The organism is cyanobacterium endosymbiont of Braarudosphaera bigelowii (assembly GCF_020885515.1).
GTDB classification, from domain to species: Bacteria; Cyanobacteriota; Cyanobacteriia; order Cyanobacteriales; family Microcystaceae; genus Atelocyanobacterium; species Atelocyanobacterium thalassa_A.
In genome coordinates this window covers 307,722-325,297 of record NZ_AP024987.1, presented here as the reverse complement: position 1 = coordinate 325,297, position 17,576 = coordinate 307,722, and the positions used below count along the sequence as shown (strand labels likewise).

Genomic DNA, 17,576 nt, shown 5'->3' with positions numbered 1-17,576 from the left:
ATACTGAGGTAAACATGGTTTATCTATAAAACTAATTTTGTATATGAGAATTTTGATATTTATTTTTTTGAAAAGTCTGTCGTTTACCAATTATCTGGATGTATTAATAATATAGCTAAGGCTGATCAATAGCTACAGTTATATTAAATATATATTATATTAATATTGCTTTTATTCTATAAATGGCTATTGTCCTAAATTACCAAATCAAGAACATTTTAAGCACAAATTAGTTATTTTAAAACAGCTAATCCAATATAATTAAATCATTATAAAAAAGTTTATCTTTATCTATATGTTAGAAATTATAGAAAACTATGCTTTTAAAAGCAAGTTTTCATCGCTTAAAGTTTTCTAGAATTAAGTATAAGATTATTTATCATCTTGTAAATTATTATCAATCGCTTGCAAAGATTGTTCAAAATTTAGTCTTTGTTCTGCATTTCGTAGAAAATAACCACTCATCATTGCTGAAGCTAGTAACTTTCCTAAGTGATCTCTGTTTGTGCTAATGGTTACATTAAAATGTTCAGAAGGAAGACTACCTAATAAACCAATAATGTTTTGTTCCATTACCTGAAAAACCTCGATAGAATCAGGTTTAGACAATTGAGAAATAGTCTCTGAACTAAGAGATTGAACATATTCCCATAACGCATCTCCTGCTCCATTTTCGCTACTAAAAAAATTTTGAGAACGACCTAATTCTTTACTCATTGTTTACCTCACATTGACTCTAGAGCAACACTTTATATTATAAATCTTACTCCATCTTAGAATAACAAGTTTTTGAATATATCTGAATAAGTAAAACCGTAAAACTAAGATAGTAAAACCGTAATTTTTATACTCTACTCAAAAATATTTTTCTAGTTTAACTAGCTAAGTATTCCTGAATGTTGGCTTTACGCTTTCTAAGTTTAGAAAGCGCTTCTCTCTCAATTTGCCTAACTCTTTCACGACTAATGTTAAGGCGACAACCAATTTTAGCTAGTGTCAAAGGTTGTCCATCAGTTAATCCAAATCTTAAAGCTATGACTTCTTTTTGCTGAGTTGTTAGATCTTCCATCAACATCTCTAAATCAAATTGTAAGGAAGAATGAGTAGCGAAATCTTCAGGTGAAGGCCCATCATCTTCCAAAAGATCTCCTAGTTCTGTATCCTGATTATCTCCTACCCTTAAATCTAAAGATAATGGCTGACGAGCTCTCTCTAAATATTCTCTAACTTGTTTAGGAGTAAGATCCAATTCATCAGCCAACTCAGCAATAGTGGCATCTCTCCCTCTTGCTTGTGAGAGTTCTCGTTGTGCTTTTTTAATTTTATTAAGTTTTTCAGTTATATGTATAGGAAGACGTATTGTACGACTTTTTTCAGCAATTGCACGAGTGATGGCTTGACGAATCCACCAATAAGCATAAGTAGAAAAACGATACCCTTTCGTAGGGTCAAACTTTTCTACTCCTCTTTGCATACCAATAGTCCCTTCTTGAATAAGGTCTAATAGATCTAAATTACGCTTCAGATATTTTTTAGCAACAGATACAACCAAGCGAAGATTAGCTTCAACCATTTTACGTTTAGCAGCTTCTCCTGAGGCTATTGCAGAGTGCAATTCTCTTCTTGATATTTTTGCTGCTTGAGCCCATTGAGTTTCTGTTGGCTCTTTTCCTGTTTCTTTAGTAAAAAGTTCGCGGTATTTCTCTAAATCTACAAATCTTTGTACACGTTTTGCATAAAGAATTTCTTCTTCATGAGTCAATAAAGGAACACGACCAATTTCTCTTAGATATGAACGAACAGGATCCAGATTACTTTTAGTTAGTTTCATAATACGATTTTTGCGTAGTAGTAGTTTAATTCGGGGATGGTATCACGAAATGAAGAGTAATTAATAATGGTATATAGAGTAAGATTTACGATAGTGAAATATTAGCTATAGTTATTGTTTTATCGAGATCTTGATATTAAGCCTCAGCGCTTCCATTGAAGTTAGGAACTTTGAAGATTTATGTTACAAGAAACTTAATGTATGCTCTAGATAAAAGTTCCTAGTTGTTCTGTTTTACTTCCTTAACAATACTACATGATTTTGTGAACTTTGTAATTATTTCTATAATTGACCATAAATGTACATTGATTGTTTCAAGATAATAGAAATAATTACTAAAAAGTATAATAATTTGATATCTAATACTTCTACAGATGATTCTTAATCTAATAAAACTATAAATGAATTTAATACCTTTAAGGCTTACACTTATTAAGTAGTGTTTTTGGTAAATTAATATATTTAATTTAAGTAAACTTTTAACTATAATTAAAATTTTTATTACGTCACTACCACTCATAGTAATGAAAAAATATGTCAAACCTATTTTAAGTAATTATCGTTAATATTGTTAGTTAAATAAGCTTTTGCAAAATATTCTTTATTGAATATTTATATTAGTTATGGAATGTTTTTTCGAGAATACTTACTAAGAATAAACTAGTTCTGTTAAAAATATTAATAAAATATAAACTATATATTATTAATATTGACTTACTTGATTAGTAAATATCAACCGAGAACTTATGACTTTTATTAAGATTTCGATAATCTATAAGATATTAATAGATTATCGAAATCTTAAGCTGATAAAATTAATTGTTTTTCATGGATAGTGTTGTTTAACAATACTTCAAGGAGCACCAAATATAGATAATACATATAATAAAATATTTTTCCAACTATGATAAAAAATGGATATAGAAAAACATAATTTTTAATATATATGATATTTAGCTACATACACTTACATTCTTTTTTCATACTTGATATATTAATAAATAAACTCTAGGTAGTGAGGAAATCCGTCCTTTGCTATTTTTTAAACTAAGATATTATAAAAAATATGAGTTAGTTAATATATTTTGAAAAATGCAACCTACAGATCCTAACAAATTCACAAGAAAAGTATGGGAAGCAATTGTTGAAACTCCTAAAATTGCAAAAGAAAATAAACATCAACAAATTGAAAGTGAGCATTTAATGAAATTTCTTATGAAAGGAGATGAGTTATCTATAAGAATATTTCGTAAAGCAAATGTTGATATAAACAAAGTACAAGATTTCACCGAAAATTTTATTATTAATCAACCTAAAATATCTAACTCTATAGAGTCTGTTTATCTTGGATATAGCTTGGATAAACTTTTTGATAAAAGTGAAAAATTTCGCAAAGAATTCCAGGATCATTATATTTCTATAGAACATATACTTCTAGCATATGGTTATGATCATCGCTTTGGAATAGATCTATTTAAGGAAATAAATCTATCTCAAGAACGGTTAGAAAAAGTTATTAAAGAAATTAGAGGTAAGGAAAAAGTGGTTGACCAAAATCCAGAAATCAAGTATGAATCATTAGTAAAATATGGAAGAGATTTAACAGAATTAGCTGAAAAAGGAAAACTTGATCCAGTTATAGGAAGAGACGATGAAATTCGTCGTACTATTCAGATTCTATCTCGCAGAACTAAAAATAATCCTGTTTTAATTGGAGAACCTGGAGTTGGAAAAACAGCAATTGTTGAAGGACTAGCTCAAAGAATCATTAATAGAGATGTTCCTGAATCTTTGCGAGATAGAAAACTTATTGTTTTAGATATGGGTTCTTTAATTGCAGGCGCAAAATATCGAGGAGAGTTTGAAGAAAGATTGAAAGCGGTTTTAAAAGAAGTTACTGATTCCGAAGGAAATATTATTTTATTTGTTGATGAAATACATACTGTAGTTGGAGCAGGTGCTAGTCAGGGAGCAATGGATGCTGGTAATTTACTTAAACCTATGTTGGCAAGAGGTGAATTACATTGTATTGGAGCAACAACACTTGATGAGTATAGAAAGTATATTGAAAAAGACGCTGCTTTAGAACGACGTTTTCAATCAGTCATCGTCAATGAACCTAATGTAATTGATACAATCTCAATTCTACGTGGACTAAAAGAACGCTATGAAGTTCATCACGGAGTAAAAATAGCCGATACAGCATTGGTAGCTGCTGCAATATTATCTGATCGTTATATTAGTGATCGTTTTTTACCTGATAAGGCTATCGATTTAATAGATGAGTCTGCTGCTAAACTTAAAATAGAAATTACTTCTAAGCCAGAAGAGTTAGATGAAATTGATCGTAAAATTCTTCAACTAGAAATGGAACGTCTTTCTTTAGATAAAGAGCAAGATCAGTTATCCTGTGAGCGATTAAAAATTTTGGAAGAAGAACTTTCTGCTTTGAAACAAGAACAATTTAATCTTAATTTACGGTGGCAGACAGAAAAGACGTTGATTGATGAGATACTACAATTAAAAAAAACTATTGATCAAGTTAACTTGGAAATCCAACAATCTGAACGAGATTATGATCTTAACAAAGCTGCTGAATTACGATATGGAAAATTATCAAAGTTACAGGAGCAGATAAAAGATTTAGAAAGTAAGACTATAAATCATCAAGATAAAATCTTACTTAGAGAAGAAGTAGTCTCATCAGATATTGCTGAAATTATATCCCGGTGGACAGGAATTCCTCTTCATAAATTAGTACAGTCGGAAAAGGAAAAATTACTAAATTTAGAAAACGATCTCCATAAAAGAGTAGTTGGACAAGAAGAAGCTGTGACTGCTGTTGCGGACTCTATACAGAGATCAAGAGCTGGCCTTGCTGATCCAGAACGTCCTATTGCCAGTTTCCTTTTTCTTGGACCTACTGGAGTTGGAAAAACTGAATTAGCTAGAGCACTTGCAAAGAGCTTATTTGATACTGAAGAGTCAATAGTACGAATTGATATGTCTGAATATATGGAAAGACATAGTATATCTCGCTTAATTGGAGCACCTCCAGGATATGTTGGATATGATGAGGGAGGACAACTAAGTGAAGCTATTCGTCGTCATCCATATGCAGTAATTCTTTTTGACGAGATAGAAAAAGCCCATGCTGATATCTTTAATATTATGTTACAAATTCTTGACGATGGTAGGTTAACTGATTCTCAGGGGCGCACTATTAACTTTAAGAATACCATTATTATTATGACTAGTAATATAGGATCACAATATATCTTAGATGTTGTGGATGATGATTCTCGTTATAGTGAAATGTATTCACGTGTTATTAAAACTGTACAAAATAATTTTCGTCCTGAATTTCTCAACCGCATCGATGAAATAATAATTTTCCATGGATTACAAAAATCTCAATTAAGGGAAATTGTTAAATTACAAACTCAGCTATTAAGCAATCGTCTAGAAGAACAAAAAATACATATCGAACTATCAGAGTCTGCCTTAGATTTTATTGCCAATATCGGATACGATCCTATTTATGGAGCTAGGCCTTTAAAAAGAGCGATTCAAAGATACGTGGAAACTCCTATTGCTAAGTTACTTCTTAAAGGAGAGTTCGTAGCAGAAGATACAATTATCGTAGATACTAAAAATGAAGTATTAAATTTTACAAAAAGGGTGTTCAAGAATTAATTACTTCATCAATTCTTGAAAAATAGTTTATAAAAAGTAATTAGTAACCTGACAAATAGCAAAGATATTTTCTGCAAACTAGTTTTAAAAATGATGTTTTATCTAAATATTACAATATCATTATTGATTCTAAAAAATTTCAAACAAAGCAGTCATATACTTAAGACTAGTTTATTATTATTAAATAATTTGCATCATTATTGAGATGGTTAGTAAATATTTATAGGGAAATAGTAAGATGTAAACAGTTGCATCGTATATTTTTTAACTTAACTAAACTAGTATTTTTTATAAACTAATAATATTGATTTATATTACTAGTTTATAAATTTAGGATGGAATATAATTTTTATTATAGATGCATAAGAACTTTATATAAATAAAAAATTGTTTTCAATCTTAGTCACTAAGTCAATAGTATCTTATAGATATTATTGACTTGTTTTACGTTGTTGTACTTTTTCCCCTTAATATTAATTAAATTGCGTAGGCAAGTGAAGCAGAATTAGATATGTAACTTGTTCTTTTGATAAAGTTATCTAATAGTTTTTTATGTTATTAAAATTAAACTTGTAACCAATTAACTAAAAAGCTAGGGACTGGTAATAAGATTAATAGTAATAATGTTAGAGTACATAAACCAAGAAAATCTCTTGTGTTATCTAATTCAGTAACATCATTTAAAGCTGGTTGATCAAAAATAGGCATTAAAAATAATAAGATTGCCCAAATTAAAAATTCTGGTCTATTCATAGCTAGAATTAACATTAAGATTCTAGTTAATTGACCAACCATAATAGCAATTTTTTGTCCAAACATAGCATGAACAATATGACCACCATCTAATTGTCCTACAGGAATTAAATTCAGTGCTGTTACAATAAGTCCGACATATCCTGCTACAGCTAGAGGATTAAGAGAAATAACTTTTCCTGCTATAAAATGACTGCCTAAAACTGATTTAACCAATATAGTAAATAATATAGAAAATCTTGGGTCTAACGCTTGTGTATTTAGCAGAGAAACATTTTCTTCTATCGGTAATGGAACAACATCTGACAATGATATACCCCATATTAATAATGGTAAGGTAACTAAAAATCCTCCCAAAGGACCAGTAATAGCTATATCAAACAAAGCTTTACGGTGCGGTATAGGAGATTTTATCTGAATAAATGCTCCAAAAGTGCCAAGGAAAAAGGGAATAGGGATAAAATAAGGAAAAGTCGCAGCAACTTTATAGCGAACAGTTGTTAGGTAATGACTAAACTCATGAACTCCCAAAATAGATATTAAGCCTAGACTATAAGGTAATCCTTCAAGAAATATAGCAAAATTATTTTCTATAAGCTCTTGTTCAGTACCTATTATTTGAAATGTTCCAACCATTGTAGTTGTTAGTAGGGTAAGTAATAGCAAACCAAAAGCTAATAACGGCTTTTTTAAAGGTTTCTCTATTTCCTTTTTAAAATGAGGATTAGGGACTAAAGCAAAAAAGTGATTCCCTTTTAAACCTTCTTGAAACAGTATTAAAAAACGATTACCAAATACTTTTTCAATATTACTTTTGATAGAGTTATAGGCTTTTTCTGGAAGGGCTTTTAATTTTCCATGACACAAAATAGTTTGAGGACGATAATTTACATCTTGTAAATGATATATTCTCCAGGAAAAGCACTCTCTTAAAGATTTTTCCTCAGCAGCTGTAATAGGACGTATTATCTGAGTACCGTTTTTACTATTTTCGGTTTCATGAAGTAAAACTTGATGCTCAGTTTCTTGCTTTGGTAACAACTTAACTCTACCTACTCCAATAATCCATAAATATAAAATTAAGCAGACGACTAAAGGTATGATAATTAGTAAGATAGGTATAGACTTATCTTTTTCTGCTATTTCGTACCAAACTGTCCATATCAGAGCTGGCGTCATCATTATCAACCAGATAATCCATATAGAAGTATTGGTAATAGGAGCAATTGTTCGTTTTATAACATAGTATGTAATTGTGCCTAAAATAAGTACTAATAACCACATATTTAAAAAATAGATTGTATTGAAGAATTTTAAATAAATACTTTTTTGAAAATAAATTTTATTAATTTAAGAAGTAATAAAATAATAATGTCTGATCTTTATTGTAAATAAAATTTACAAATAGATGAGCTTTAAAGAGATCAAAATTTTAAATCACCTTATCTTTTACTAAAAAAATTGCTTGTTTTTCCGTTTAATCAAGAAACTACTAAGTAGGACATCATATCTTGGATCAGAAAGATCTAGTAATATTTTAATAGATTGTTCTGATTGGTGTGATAACTATTTTTTTTTAGAACAGCATAGAGGATTGACTACATATTCTTAACTCATAGTGGAGAAATGTATCTATTATTGTAAAAGTAACAAAAGGTTTTTAGGTGCGAAGTAGTTGTTCAAAATAAGAAATATATTTATTACCTAATACTATAACTATAGCTTTTAATAGAGAAATTACTATTAATAATACAATGTAGATAAGTTAGCAATAACTTTGTTCGTCTTTCTTTATAAAGATACGAAGGAGTTCTATTTACGTAAAGATATCCATTGATTGCAGAATAATATATATCGGATTCGTCAATTAGAAAGTATTAAATTGTTGTGTAAATATTTTTAGAAAAACAGTTTTATTGTATTTGTCTTTATTCAGAAGCAAGTATTAGAGATCTTTAGAAGTAATAGAAAATTGTGAATATTTGCCAGCATATATTTCTCAGCCATTTTAGCTAGTTATACTTAAGTATTTCAATTTATGAAATTGAAATTACTATCGACTAGAAGATACTTAAAGCCATAGTATGTACTATGACTTTAAGTATCAAAAGTTATTTATTTATTGTTATTGTAAAAAAGATAACTAACAATTAATGAATATATTGAATAAATATATTAGCTATTATGTCTATATACTTATTTATATCTATCATATTATTTCTATTAAAAAGAAATAATATGATAGATATAATTTGTATTATAACTATTGTATTTATATTCAGATAGACTATGCAACTAATCAATTCTCAATTAGTACAATTCAATGATTAAAAAGTAAGTATTAGAACTTGAATAGTAGATATTTAAATCATATATAATTATTTTATAAGAATTTACTATGTAATTGAAATGATTATAGATAAACAAGCAACAATGTCAATTAATCCTATTTTCAATCCGGAAGGAGATGATGCCGTTGAGAACAGGGCTATCTGGTTTGGAAATACGACTAATTTAATGCAACTAAACGATGTACGATATTCTTGGGCAGTTGGGTTATATCAACAAATGAGAGAAAACTTCTGGATTCCTCAAAGGTTAGACATAACTCAAGATGTGACAGACTACTCTAATTTAACCGAAGATGAGCGTTATGCTTATGATGGTATACTATCATACCTTACCTTTTTAGACTCTATTCAAACCTGTAATATTCCTCATCTCAAAAGTAGCATTACAGCTCCAGAAGTTAGTCTATGTATGGCTGAACAGATATCTCAAGAAGGTATGCACAATCAAAGTTATCAATATATAATCGAAACAATTGTTCCTCCAGACAGAAGGAACCAAGTGTATGAATTTTGGCGTGTTGATAAAGTTTTAAAAAGTCGATGCGAATTCATTGCAAAAATATATCAAAAATATATTGACAATCCTACAGCAGAAAACTATTTCACAGCACTAATGGCAGACTTTTTACTGGAGGGATTATATTTCTATAATGGATTTATTTTTTTTTATAATTTAGCTTCCAGAATGTTAATGCCGGGATCCGCAGATATTTTTAAAATGATCAATAGAGATGAATTAAGTCACGTAAGACTATATCAAAAACTTATTCCTGAAGCGAGAAAAGTTTTTCCTCATTCTACTGAACAAATCTATGAAATGTTTGATACAGCTGTTAATCATGAATGTCGATGGACTAATCATATCATTGGTAACAATATATTAGGCATCACTGAATCCAGTACAGAACAATATACAAAATATTTAGCTAATATTAGATTACGCTCTATAGGTTTAGAACCACTTTATACTGGAGAAAAATATACTAAAAGTCCTTATAGTCATCTAGAAAGATTTTCTGATACCAAAAAAGATGGACATACCAAAGCAAACTTTTTCGAAGCTACAGTAACTAGTTATGTTATGTCTTCTGGAGTTAGTGGATGGGATGAACTTTAAAAGATTACTTATTTTTGTTATGTTGAAAAGATAAAGTTTTGGAGAAGATAATCAAGCCTACTTTTTGTCTGTTATAACGAAGGCTAAAGAATTAAATCTACAAATATATATTTAATAAGTCTTGTTAATCATAAGCATTAACTAATGTAATTCTAACTTAAAAGTAATTTAGTCTTTTATTTAAAGAACTTAGGTATTACTGATTAGCTTATAGTACTCTTTAATTGAGACTATTTATTTTTTAGTACAGTTAATGTTATGTAATTTATACTTTACTAATGACTGTTCTTTTTTCCGCCATTTTCCCTATTATTTTCATTGTTATTATTGGTGCTACAGCAGGGAAAAAATTAGATCTTCATAAGACGACATTATCTAAATTAATCGTTTATATCTTATTTCCAGCATTAGTTACTGATAGTTTATATACTACCAATATGTCTAGTAATAGCATGTTGCGATTGCTATTAGGGGTTTTTTTAATTTCCTTAATACTATATATACTAGTTAGTTGGCTTAGACACTATTTTAAAATTTCAACAGCAATTTATAAAAGTTTAATAGCCACTACCTTACATCCAAACAATGGAAATATGGGGCTACCCCTAATAGAGTTCGCATTAGGTTCTGCTGGATTAGAAAGAGCTGTGATTTATATGATAGGGTCAAGCATATTACTTTTTGTTATTATGCCAGCCCTTTTAGCCGGAACTAGTTTTAAAAATAGTATACAAATGATTTTTAAACTGCCATTAGTATGGGCAATGTTATTAGGAATAATACTAAGAATACTACATGTAGAACTTCCTTTCAACTTATATGAAGTATTGAATCTTCTTGGCAGATCTTCTATTCCTATTGCTCTTATAGTATTAGGAATGGAATTAAGAAGCACAAAATTTAAAATAACTAGTCTAGAGTTAATATCATTAAATCTTCGATTAATTTTAGCTCCTTTTATAGCTTTATGTGTCGGAGGAATTATTGGTCTAAAAGATTTAGATTTACAAGTTTTAATTTTACAAAGTGCAATGCCGACAGCAATCAACACAGCTGTTTTAAGTACAGAATTTGGAGGAGAAGTAAATCAAATTGTACGTACAATTATTTTAACTACTATCTTTAGCTTTCTTACTTTACCTGTAATATTATGGCTAATAAATTGACATTAAAAATAATGTGCTATTTATCTTTAAAGATATTGAAACTAATTTGAATATCTTTAAAGATATAGACTTAAAATAAATTAAGTACTGTTATTAGCTATCTGATATTTTGTTAAAGTTTTTACTGGGATCAATTACTTTTTATACCATCATTCCGTTGCCAACTAGTTGGGAAAAAAGCTTTCAATCTATTGCAGCTTGGTCTCCTGTAGTAGGGCTTTTAATTGGAATAATATTAGGAATAATAGATTATATATTAACATTTATTGGATTTCCTATTACAGTTAGAAGTACTTTAATAGTCTTTTTAGGTATTTTTATAACTGGAGGATTACATTTAGATGGGGTTATTGACAGTGCTGATGGTATGGGATTAAATGATCCTCAAAAGAGATTAATGGCAATGGAAGATAGCTCAGCTGGAGCTTTTGGAGTAATTGCTGGAGTAATGGTGATTTTTTTAAAAATCGTTGCTTTAAGTGCTATTACTAATTATCGTTTATGGATTTTAATGGTTACCTATGGATGGGGCAGATGGGCACAGGTCTTTTCAATAAGTTTTTACCCTTATTTAAAAAAGGTTGGGAAAGGTTTTTTTCATAAACAGTATATCAACTATCCTAAAGATTTGTTATTTGGAATATTAAGTTTGTTAATAACAAATATACTTTGGATAGTGTTCACCTCACATCAAGAATTGTTAGGAATAATTATTGTTATGACTGGTATTGTTATTTCTATTGGGGTAAGTTCTTTTTTCAACAAACAGTTTGGAGGCTATACAGGAGATACCTACGGTGCGGTAGTAGAATGGACAGAATCATTAATATTATGCGTATTGGTTCTAAATTTTAGTGGCCAATAGGACGTAATCTAGTAACTTTTAATCTAAAATTTCCGCTACCTGTCTCTCCAAAAGCATGAACACGAATAATATATCGGCCACTCTCCGTAATACGAGAAAATAGAAGAGAATTAGTACTACCATCGGGACCGTCATCATTTTCCGCTATTGTCGTTCCATCAGCTCCAAGTAACAATACAACACTATCAAATTCATCAGACATGAGATCAACTGCCACTTGATCTCCCTTTTCAAGCTTTACCCAATAGTCTTTAGCAAAGCCTCCTTCCCCTGTGGGAATATCCTGATCAGATAGACGATCATACATTTCCGAGTGATATTCTAATGGAATGGGATTATAAATACGTTGTTGTTCCTGAGCATAAACAGTAGTCGTTAAGCATAAAAATAAACTAATTTCTAATAAATAAAAATGAGGCCTATTATATAAACAAGTCATGCTATAAGTAGATCCTAAAATAAATTGAGTTATTTTTTAAGTTTTATGAAATAAATAAAAACAGAATCATAAGTTATGCATTAAGTCATATGAGACTATAGAATTTATAATATATTAACGGGACTAGCTGGATTCGAACCAGCGACCTAGCGCTTCAGATTCGTGTAAGTTTCCTTACTCTCTGGACTATTCCTTCACCCTAGATATTATTTTATCCTTAGGTGGTAGCCGTAATGTTATCAGCTTATTTAAAACAACTTTTCCCTAAATACTGATAACCAGTCTCTGCACCTTCTCTAAAAAGGGTTTTAGAGCTTGGCTCAAGATTGCCGTATCTCAATGGAGACTTAGGTTTCCTTGAATTTGACTACATTCATTTCTGAAGTTTCCACTCAGAATGCCCGAACTTCAGGAGGCGCTTGCTCTATCCAACTGAGCTATAGCCCCATCATTAACATCATATTATAAATGATAATTATCCATATTTAAAAAATATATACATAATTTAAATTTTTAAGTTAATTGCATTTTATGATAATCTCTTACTATTATTCAGCAATAAAGTTGTTCCACGTTTCAGCAGCATCAGATAATGCTTGTTTAACAGATTTTTTCTCTAACATAGCATATTGCAAATTCTCATAAATAATTTTTTGCAATTGGTTAATATTCTCTTGTATAGGTATTAAAGTCTCTGTATTCTTTAATTGCATTGCACTTACGGTAATCGCATCAGATAAAGGAGTTGAGTAGTTTAATTGTTTTTGTTCATATATATAAGTTTTTATACCATCTATAGTTGAAGGTAAAACATTAGCTTGTCTTGCAAAGACTAATTGATTACTAGTACTAGTTACAAATTCTGCAAATTTTATTGCTTCCTCTGTTTTTTTAGTACTATTAGGAATAAACAAATTCATAACTGCAACATTTTTCTTTCCTGTATCACCAGTAATCTGTGGAGCAGAAACAGATACTTGCGCAATAGTAGGAGCATTCTTTTTAATCATTGAAAATGATTCGACACCCGTTGACAGTAATGCAATTTCTCCAGATTGATATAACTCAAGAGCATGTCTATGTCCTTGTGTTAAAACTTCTGGAGGTAATAAACCTTGCTTATATAGAAGAACCCAGTATTGAAAAGCTTTCATTCCTTCAGGTGTATTAAACCCTGCTTGACCTTGATCATCAATTAATGTAACCCCCATCTTAACTAAAGATTCTAAAATTTCTCCAGAATCTCCAGGCACAAAAGTAAAGAATGTAGCATATTTTCCAGTTTTCTTTTTTATCTTGATTGCAACACTTATTAATTCATCAAAAGTTTTTGGTGGGTTAGTTATATCGGCTTGTTTAAATAAATTTTTATTATATAAAGTAATCTGAGTAGTTAAATACCATGGTAACCCGAAAGTAGAATCGCCTATACTACTGGAATCTTGAATATTTGGGAGATAATTTTTTTTAATTTTTTGAAAGATATGTTGATTAAAATCTAACCAAACGTTACGGTTAGCCAGTTTAGCAGCAAAATTAGAGTTAAGATTAACAACATCTGGAGCGGTATTTGATAAAACTGCCGTCAAAATTTTATTTTCCATCGCTTCCCAAGGAATATCAGTCCAACGAATTGTTATATTTTCATGTTCTTGCTCAAATTCTTCGATTAGTTTAGTGACATATGAAGTAAATTTTGGTTGTAGTTGCATTGTCCAAAATTCCAACTCTTCAGTAGTTACAGGAACACTATTATAACTACAACCAGCAATCCAACTCATAGATAGTCCACATAATCCAAAAAATATAACTATATTTAAATTAAAAAACTTACGCATTGTTAATAATTAATAGAGCTATAAACATTATTACAATATATAGAAAGAAATACATATTATATACGAAGAAATACATATTTAAATTTTATAGCTCTACTTAAGAAAAATATATTAATTTAACAATACAAAGATAAAACTATACATACTTTTTCTGAGAGAAAATCAAAAATTAAAGGCTTATTATTACAATTACTGACATGATAGTGGTTATATAATTAAAAGATTTTTTCTTGATAAAGATAAAAGTGAAAGTACTAATAAAATTGAGATGATAGTTAACTTGAATCTATACTAGATAAGTTGTCCAATCGAACTAAAGTTTACATAACATTAGTTCAACAATATAAATTTTAATATAATTATTGTTGAGTAAGGTTAGTATATTTAATTAATTATGAAATTTTAAAAAAGTTACTATTTATATAAAAAATGCCTAAATATTAAGATAGTACTATAGAATTTTAAAGAACAATTATTATGTTTATTTAATTTAAAGGAGTAAGTGAATGGAACGTACATTTATTATGATTAAACCTGATGGTGTACAACGAAAATTGATTAGTGAAGTTATCAGTCGTTTTGAACTTAAAGGATTCACTTTGCTGGGACTTAAATTAATGTCAGTTAGTAAAGAGCTAGCCGAGGAACACTATAATATTCACAAAGAACGTCCCTTCTTTAAAGATTTAGTTGAGTTTATATGCTCTTCTCCTGTTGTAGCAATGGTATGGGAAGGTGAAGGAGTTGTGACATCTTCTAGAAAAATAATTGGAGCGACGAATCCTTTAGAAGCTGATTCAGGGACTATTCGTGGAGACTTTGGTATAAGTGTAGGTCGAAATTTAATTCACGGCTCTGATGCTATCATAACTGCCGAAACAGAAATAAATCTCTGGTTTGATGAAAAAGAGTTAGTTAGTTGGGAACCCACATTAAAAAGTTGGTTATGTGAATAAATTTTCTTTTGTTTAGTTTTAATTTAAAATTAACTAATTAGTAATTAGGCCCATTATAAATATGGGCTTTACTTGGATTTAATTAATTAGTATTTTTGTTTTTGATGTAGTAATTAAATAGATTTCGAATTTTTTGATTGAAGTAATTTCTAGTTAGTTTATGATTTATTTTGAATAAGCCGTAGTGTAGTAAGGTCAAATTATATTCCTAATAAATTTTATAAATATATAGAAAGTTTAAATATATTATTAATGTTACTCATAAAACGCGTAAATAATAATAGGCTTTAGTTCTTCAAAATAATTTTGGTGCAAATAGAATAAACTTAAAAAAATTTAATACAGAAAAAAATTCTTTTACATAGAAAATTAATGTTACATAGTTTAGGATTCTACAAACGACTATGTAATATCAATTATTTTTAAATACATAAAATTTATTTTGAACTTTTTCATCTTAATTTAATGACTTAGCTGAATACGAATATAATTATGTTATGAAATTACAGATTAAAAAAGTTTTTATGAATCATGCAAAATACCGTAAATTAATTGCAAAACTTTCCTCTAACATATTAAGTAAGATTTTCATATATATTATACGCCTTAGCATTATTGGGGCTGGTATCAGCATAGCTATAGGGACAACACTTCCTATACTAAATTCTAAATATAAAACCTCTTTCTATTCAACAAAAAAATTCAATAACAATTTACTTTCTTCTAAAGAATTACTTAACAATAGTAATGAAAAATTTAAACCACAAGAATTAATTATCCTTAAAAAGCAGTTAGAAGACATTAACATAAAGTATCCAGATGTTCAGCCTAAAGCATGGTTTTTTGATTTAGATAGTAATACTTATGTTAATTTTAACGGAACTAAATCTATATCTGCAGCTAGTACTATCAAGATTCCTGTTCTAATAGCTTTTTTTGAAAAGGTTGATGCTGGAGATATTTCTCTTGATCAGATGATAACTATGGATAAAGAGATGATCGTTAGTGGTTCAGGAAATATGCAGTATATGCAAGCAGGTAAACAATTTACTGCTCTAGAAATTGCTAGAAAAATGATTATCATTAGCGATAATACAGCTACTGAATTATTAGTACGACAAATTGGTGGAAAGTTTTTTTTAAATGAACGCTTTAAAAAGTGGGGAATGAAACAAACAGTTATTAACAATCCTTTACCGGATTTAAACGGTACTAACAGAACTAGCCCTGAAGATTTGACTAAACTTTTATTAAGAATAGAAAGAGGAGACTTGATTAGTTTAAGATCACGTGATCGTTTTTTAAATATTATGAGGGAAACTAAGACAAAAACTTTGTTGCCAAAAGGATTAGAAAAAAATGCAAGTATTGCTCATAAAACTGGAGATATTGGCACTATTATTGCAGATGCAGGTATTATTGACATGCCAACTGGGAAACGTTATATTGGAGCAATTTTTGTAGAAAGAAGCTATGATGATCCGGCTGGTAGGGAATTAATTCAAAAATTTTCTAAAGCTATTTATCAATATCTTAAATCCTATTAATCATTTATATTATTTATAATATTCTCGATACCAACTTACGAATTTTTCTAAACCTATTGTTAAATCAGTACTAGGCTTAAAGCCTATATCTTTCGCTAAATTATCTATATTTGCATAAGTAATTGGTACATCTCCTGGCTGCATTGGTAAATACTTTTTAATAGCTTGACGTCCTAAACATTTCTCTAGTATTTCAATAAAATGTTTAAGGTCTACAGGTGTATTATTTCCAATATTATAAATTTTGTATGGAACTTGTAGTTCTATACCATTAGCTTTAGAATTTACAGGTACTTTGTATATCACTTTTGTAACTCCTTCAACAATATCTTCAATATATGTAAAATCTCTTCTCATATTACCTTGATTGAAAACGTTAATAGGTTGGCCTGATAATATTGATTTTGTAAACAAAAAATACGCCATATCTGGTCTTCCCCAGGGACCATAAACTGTAAAAAAACGTAATCCTGTTGTAGGAATCTTATATAAATGACTATAAGTGTATGCCATTAATTCGTTAGCTTTTTTTGTAGCTGCATATAAACTTAGAGGATGATCAACATTGTCTGAAACAGAAAAAGGAATTTTTGTATTAGCCCCATACACAGAACTAGATGAGGCATAAACTAAATGTTTTATATCTCCGTGGCGACAGCTTTCTAGGATATTAATAAAACCAGTTAAATTACTATCGACATAAGTATATGGATTTTCTATGGAATAACGAACGCCAGCTTGAGCAGCCAAATGGACAACATAATCAAATTTATGCTCAGCAAATATTTGAGAAATATGCTTTTGATTAGCTATATCTACCAAACAAAAAGTAAAATTCTTCTCGGTTTTCAGTTGATTAAGACGTGCTTTTTTAAGTGAAACTTCGTAATAAGAATTCAAGTTATCAATACCAATAATAATGTTATTATCATTTTTTAGAAGATATTGACTTAAATGAAATCCAATGAAACCAGCTGCTCCCGTTACTAATATTTTTGCCACTTAACTAGTTTTATT

The 17,576-nt window shown here is 29.2% G+C and carries 12 protein-coding genes; 6 read left to right on the top strand and 6 right to left on the bottom strand.

The features are described from left to right. Positions 1–372: 372 nt before the first annotated feature. Positions 373–717, bottom strand: a complete 345-nt coding sequence (locus LPC16_RS01410) for a DUF760 domain-containing protein (protein WP_040054459.1) — start codon at positions 715–717, stop codon at positions 373–375. 157 nt (positions 718–874) lie between these two features. Beyond that, on the bottom strand, positions 875–1,831 hold the full coding sequence (locus LPC16_RS01405; RefSeq protein WP_040054460.1) for an RNA polymerase sigma factor, RpoD/SigA family: 957 nt from the start codon (positions 1,829–1,831) through the stop codon (positions 875–877). Positions 1,832–2,923: 1,092 nt separating this feature from the next. On the opposite strand from LPC16_RS01405, the gene clpB reads away from it, so the two are divergent. After that, positions 2,924–5,527, top strand: a complete 2,604-nt coding sequence (clpB, locus tag LPC16_RS01400; protein WP_229637470.1) for an ATP-dependent chaperone ClpB — start codon at positions 2,924–2,926, stop codon at positions 5,525–5,527. A 564-nt stretch (positions 5,528–6,091) separates the two neighbouring features. Here the strand turns inward: clpB and LPC16_RS01395 are convergent. Further along, complete coding sequence (locus LPC16_RS01395) at positions 6,092–7,564, bottom strand: site-2 protease family protein (protein WP_229637469.1); 1,473 nt, start codon at positions 7,562–7,564, stop codon at positions 6,092–6,094. Positions 7,565–8,713: 1,149 nt separating this feature from the next. Here LPC16_RS01395 and LPC16_RS01390 point away from each other — a divergent pair. The 3 genes from LPC16_RS01390 (at position 8,714) to cobS (ending at position 11,779) form a co-directional block, all read left to right on the top strand. After that, a complete protein-coding gene (locus LPC16_RS01390) occupies positions 8,714–9,748 on the top strand; it encodes a ribonucleotide-diphosphate reductase subunit beta (protein ID WP_407084193.1) in 1,035 nt (344 codons plus the stop codon). Between the two features lie 278 nt (positions 9,749–10,026). Then, the gene (locus tag LPC16_RS01385) at positions 10,027–10,914 is read left to right on the top strand and encodes an AEC family transporter (protein WP_229637467.1); all 888 of its coding nucleotides are present in this window, start codon (positions 10,027–10,029) and stop codon (positions 10,912–10,914) included. A gap of 109 nt (positions 10,915–11,023) precedes the next feature. Beyond that, positions 11,024–11,779: an adenosylcobinamide-GDP ribazoletransferase gene (gene cobS, locus LPC16_RS01380; protein ID WP_229637466.1), complete on the top strand. Its 756-nt coding sequence runs from the start codon at positions 11,024–11,026 to the stop codon at positions 11,777–11,779. Here the strand turns inward: cobS and LPC16_RS01375 are convergent. Together LPC16_RS01375 and LPC16_RS01370 are read right to left on the bottom strand one after the other, a co-directional pair. Next, positions 11,766–12,251: a PPC domain-containing protein gene (locus LPC16_RS01375; protein ID WP_407084192.1), complete on the bottom strand. Its 486-nt coding sequence runs from the start codon at positions 12,249–12,251 to the stop codon at positions 11,766–11,768. The two genes, cobS and LPC16_RS01375, sit on opposite strands and share 14 nt — an antisense overlap. 515 nt (positions 12,252–12,766) lie before the next feature. Then, complete coding sequence (locus LPC16_RS01370; protein WP_229637465.1) at positions 12,767–14,056, bottom strand: ABC transporter substrate-binding protein; 1,290 nt, start codon at positions 14,054–14,056, stop codon at positions 12,767–12,769. 506 nt (positions 14,057–14,562) lie between these two features. Here LPC16_RS01370 and ndk point away from each other — a divergent pair. Further along, positions 14,563–15,012 (top strand): nucleoside-diphosphate kinase, encoded by a 450-nt coding sequence (ndk, locus tag LPC16_RS01365; protein ID WP_229637464.1) that lies wholly within the window; start codon positions 14,563–14,565, stop codon positions 15,010–15,012. A 497-nt stretch (positions 15,013–15,509) separates the two neighbouring features. After that, positions 15,510–16,559, top strand: coding sequence for a serine hydrolase (locus LPC16_RS01360; RefSeq protein ID WP_229637463.1), 1,050 nt, complete (start codon positions 15,510–15,512; stop codon positions 16,557–16,559). 9 nt (positions 16,560–16,568) lie between these two features. Here the strand turns inward: LPC16_RS01360 and LPC16_RS01355 are convergent, their stop codons facing one another. Then, positions 16,569–17,561, bottom strand: coding sequence for an NAD-dependent epimerase (locus LPC16_RS01355; protein WP_229637462.1), 993 nt, complete (start codon positions 17,559–17,561; stop codon positions 16,569–16,571). Positions 17,562–17,576 lie beyond the last annotated feature (15 nt).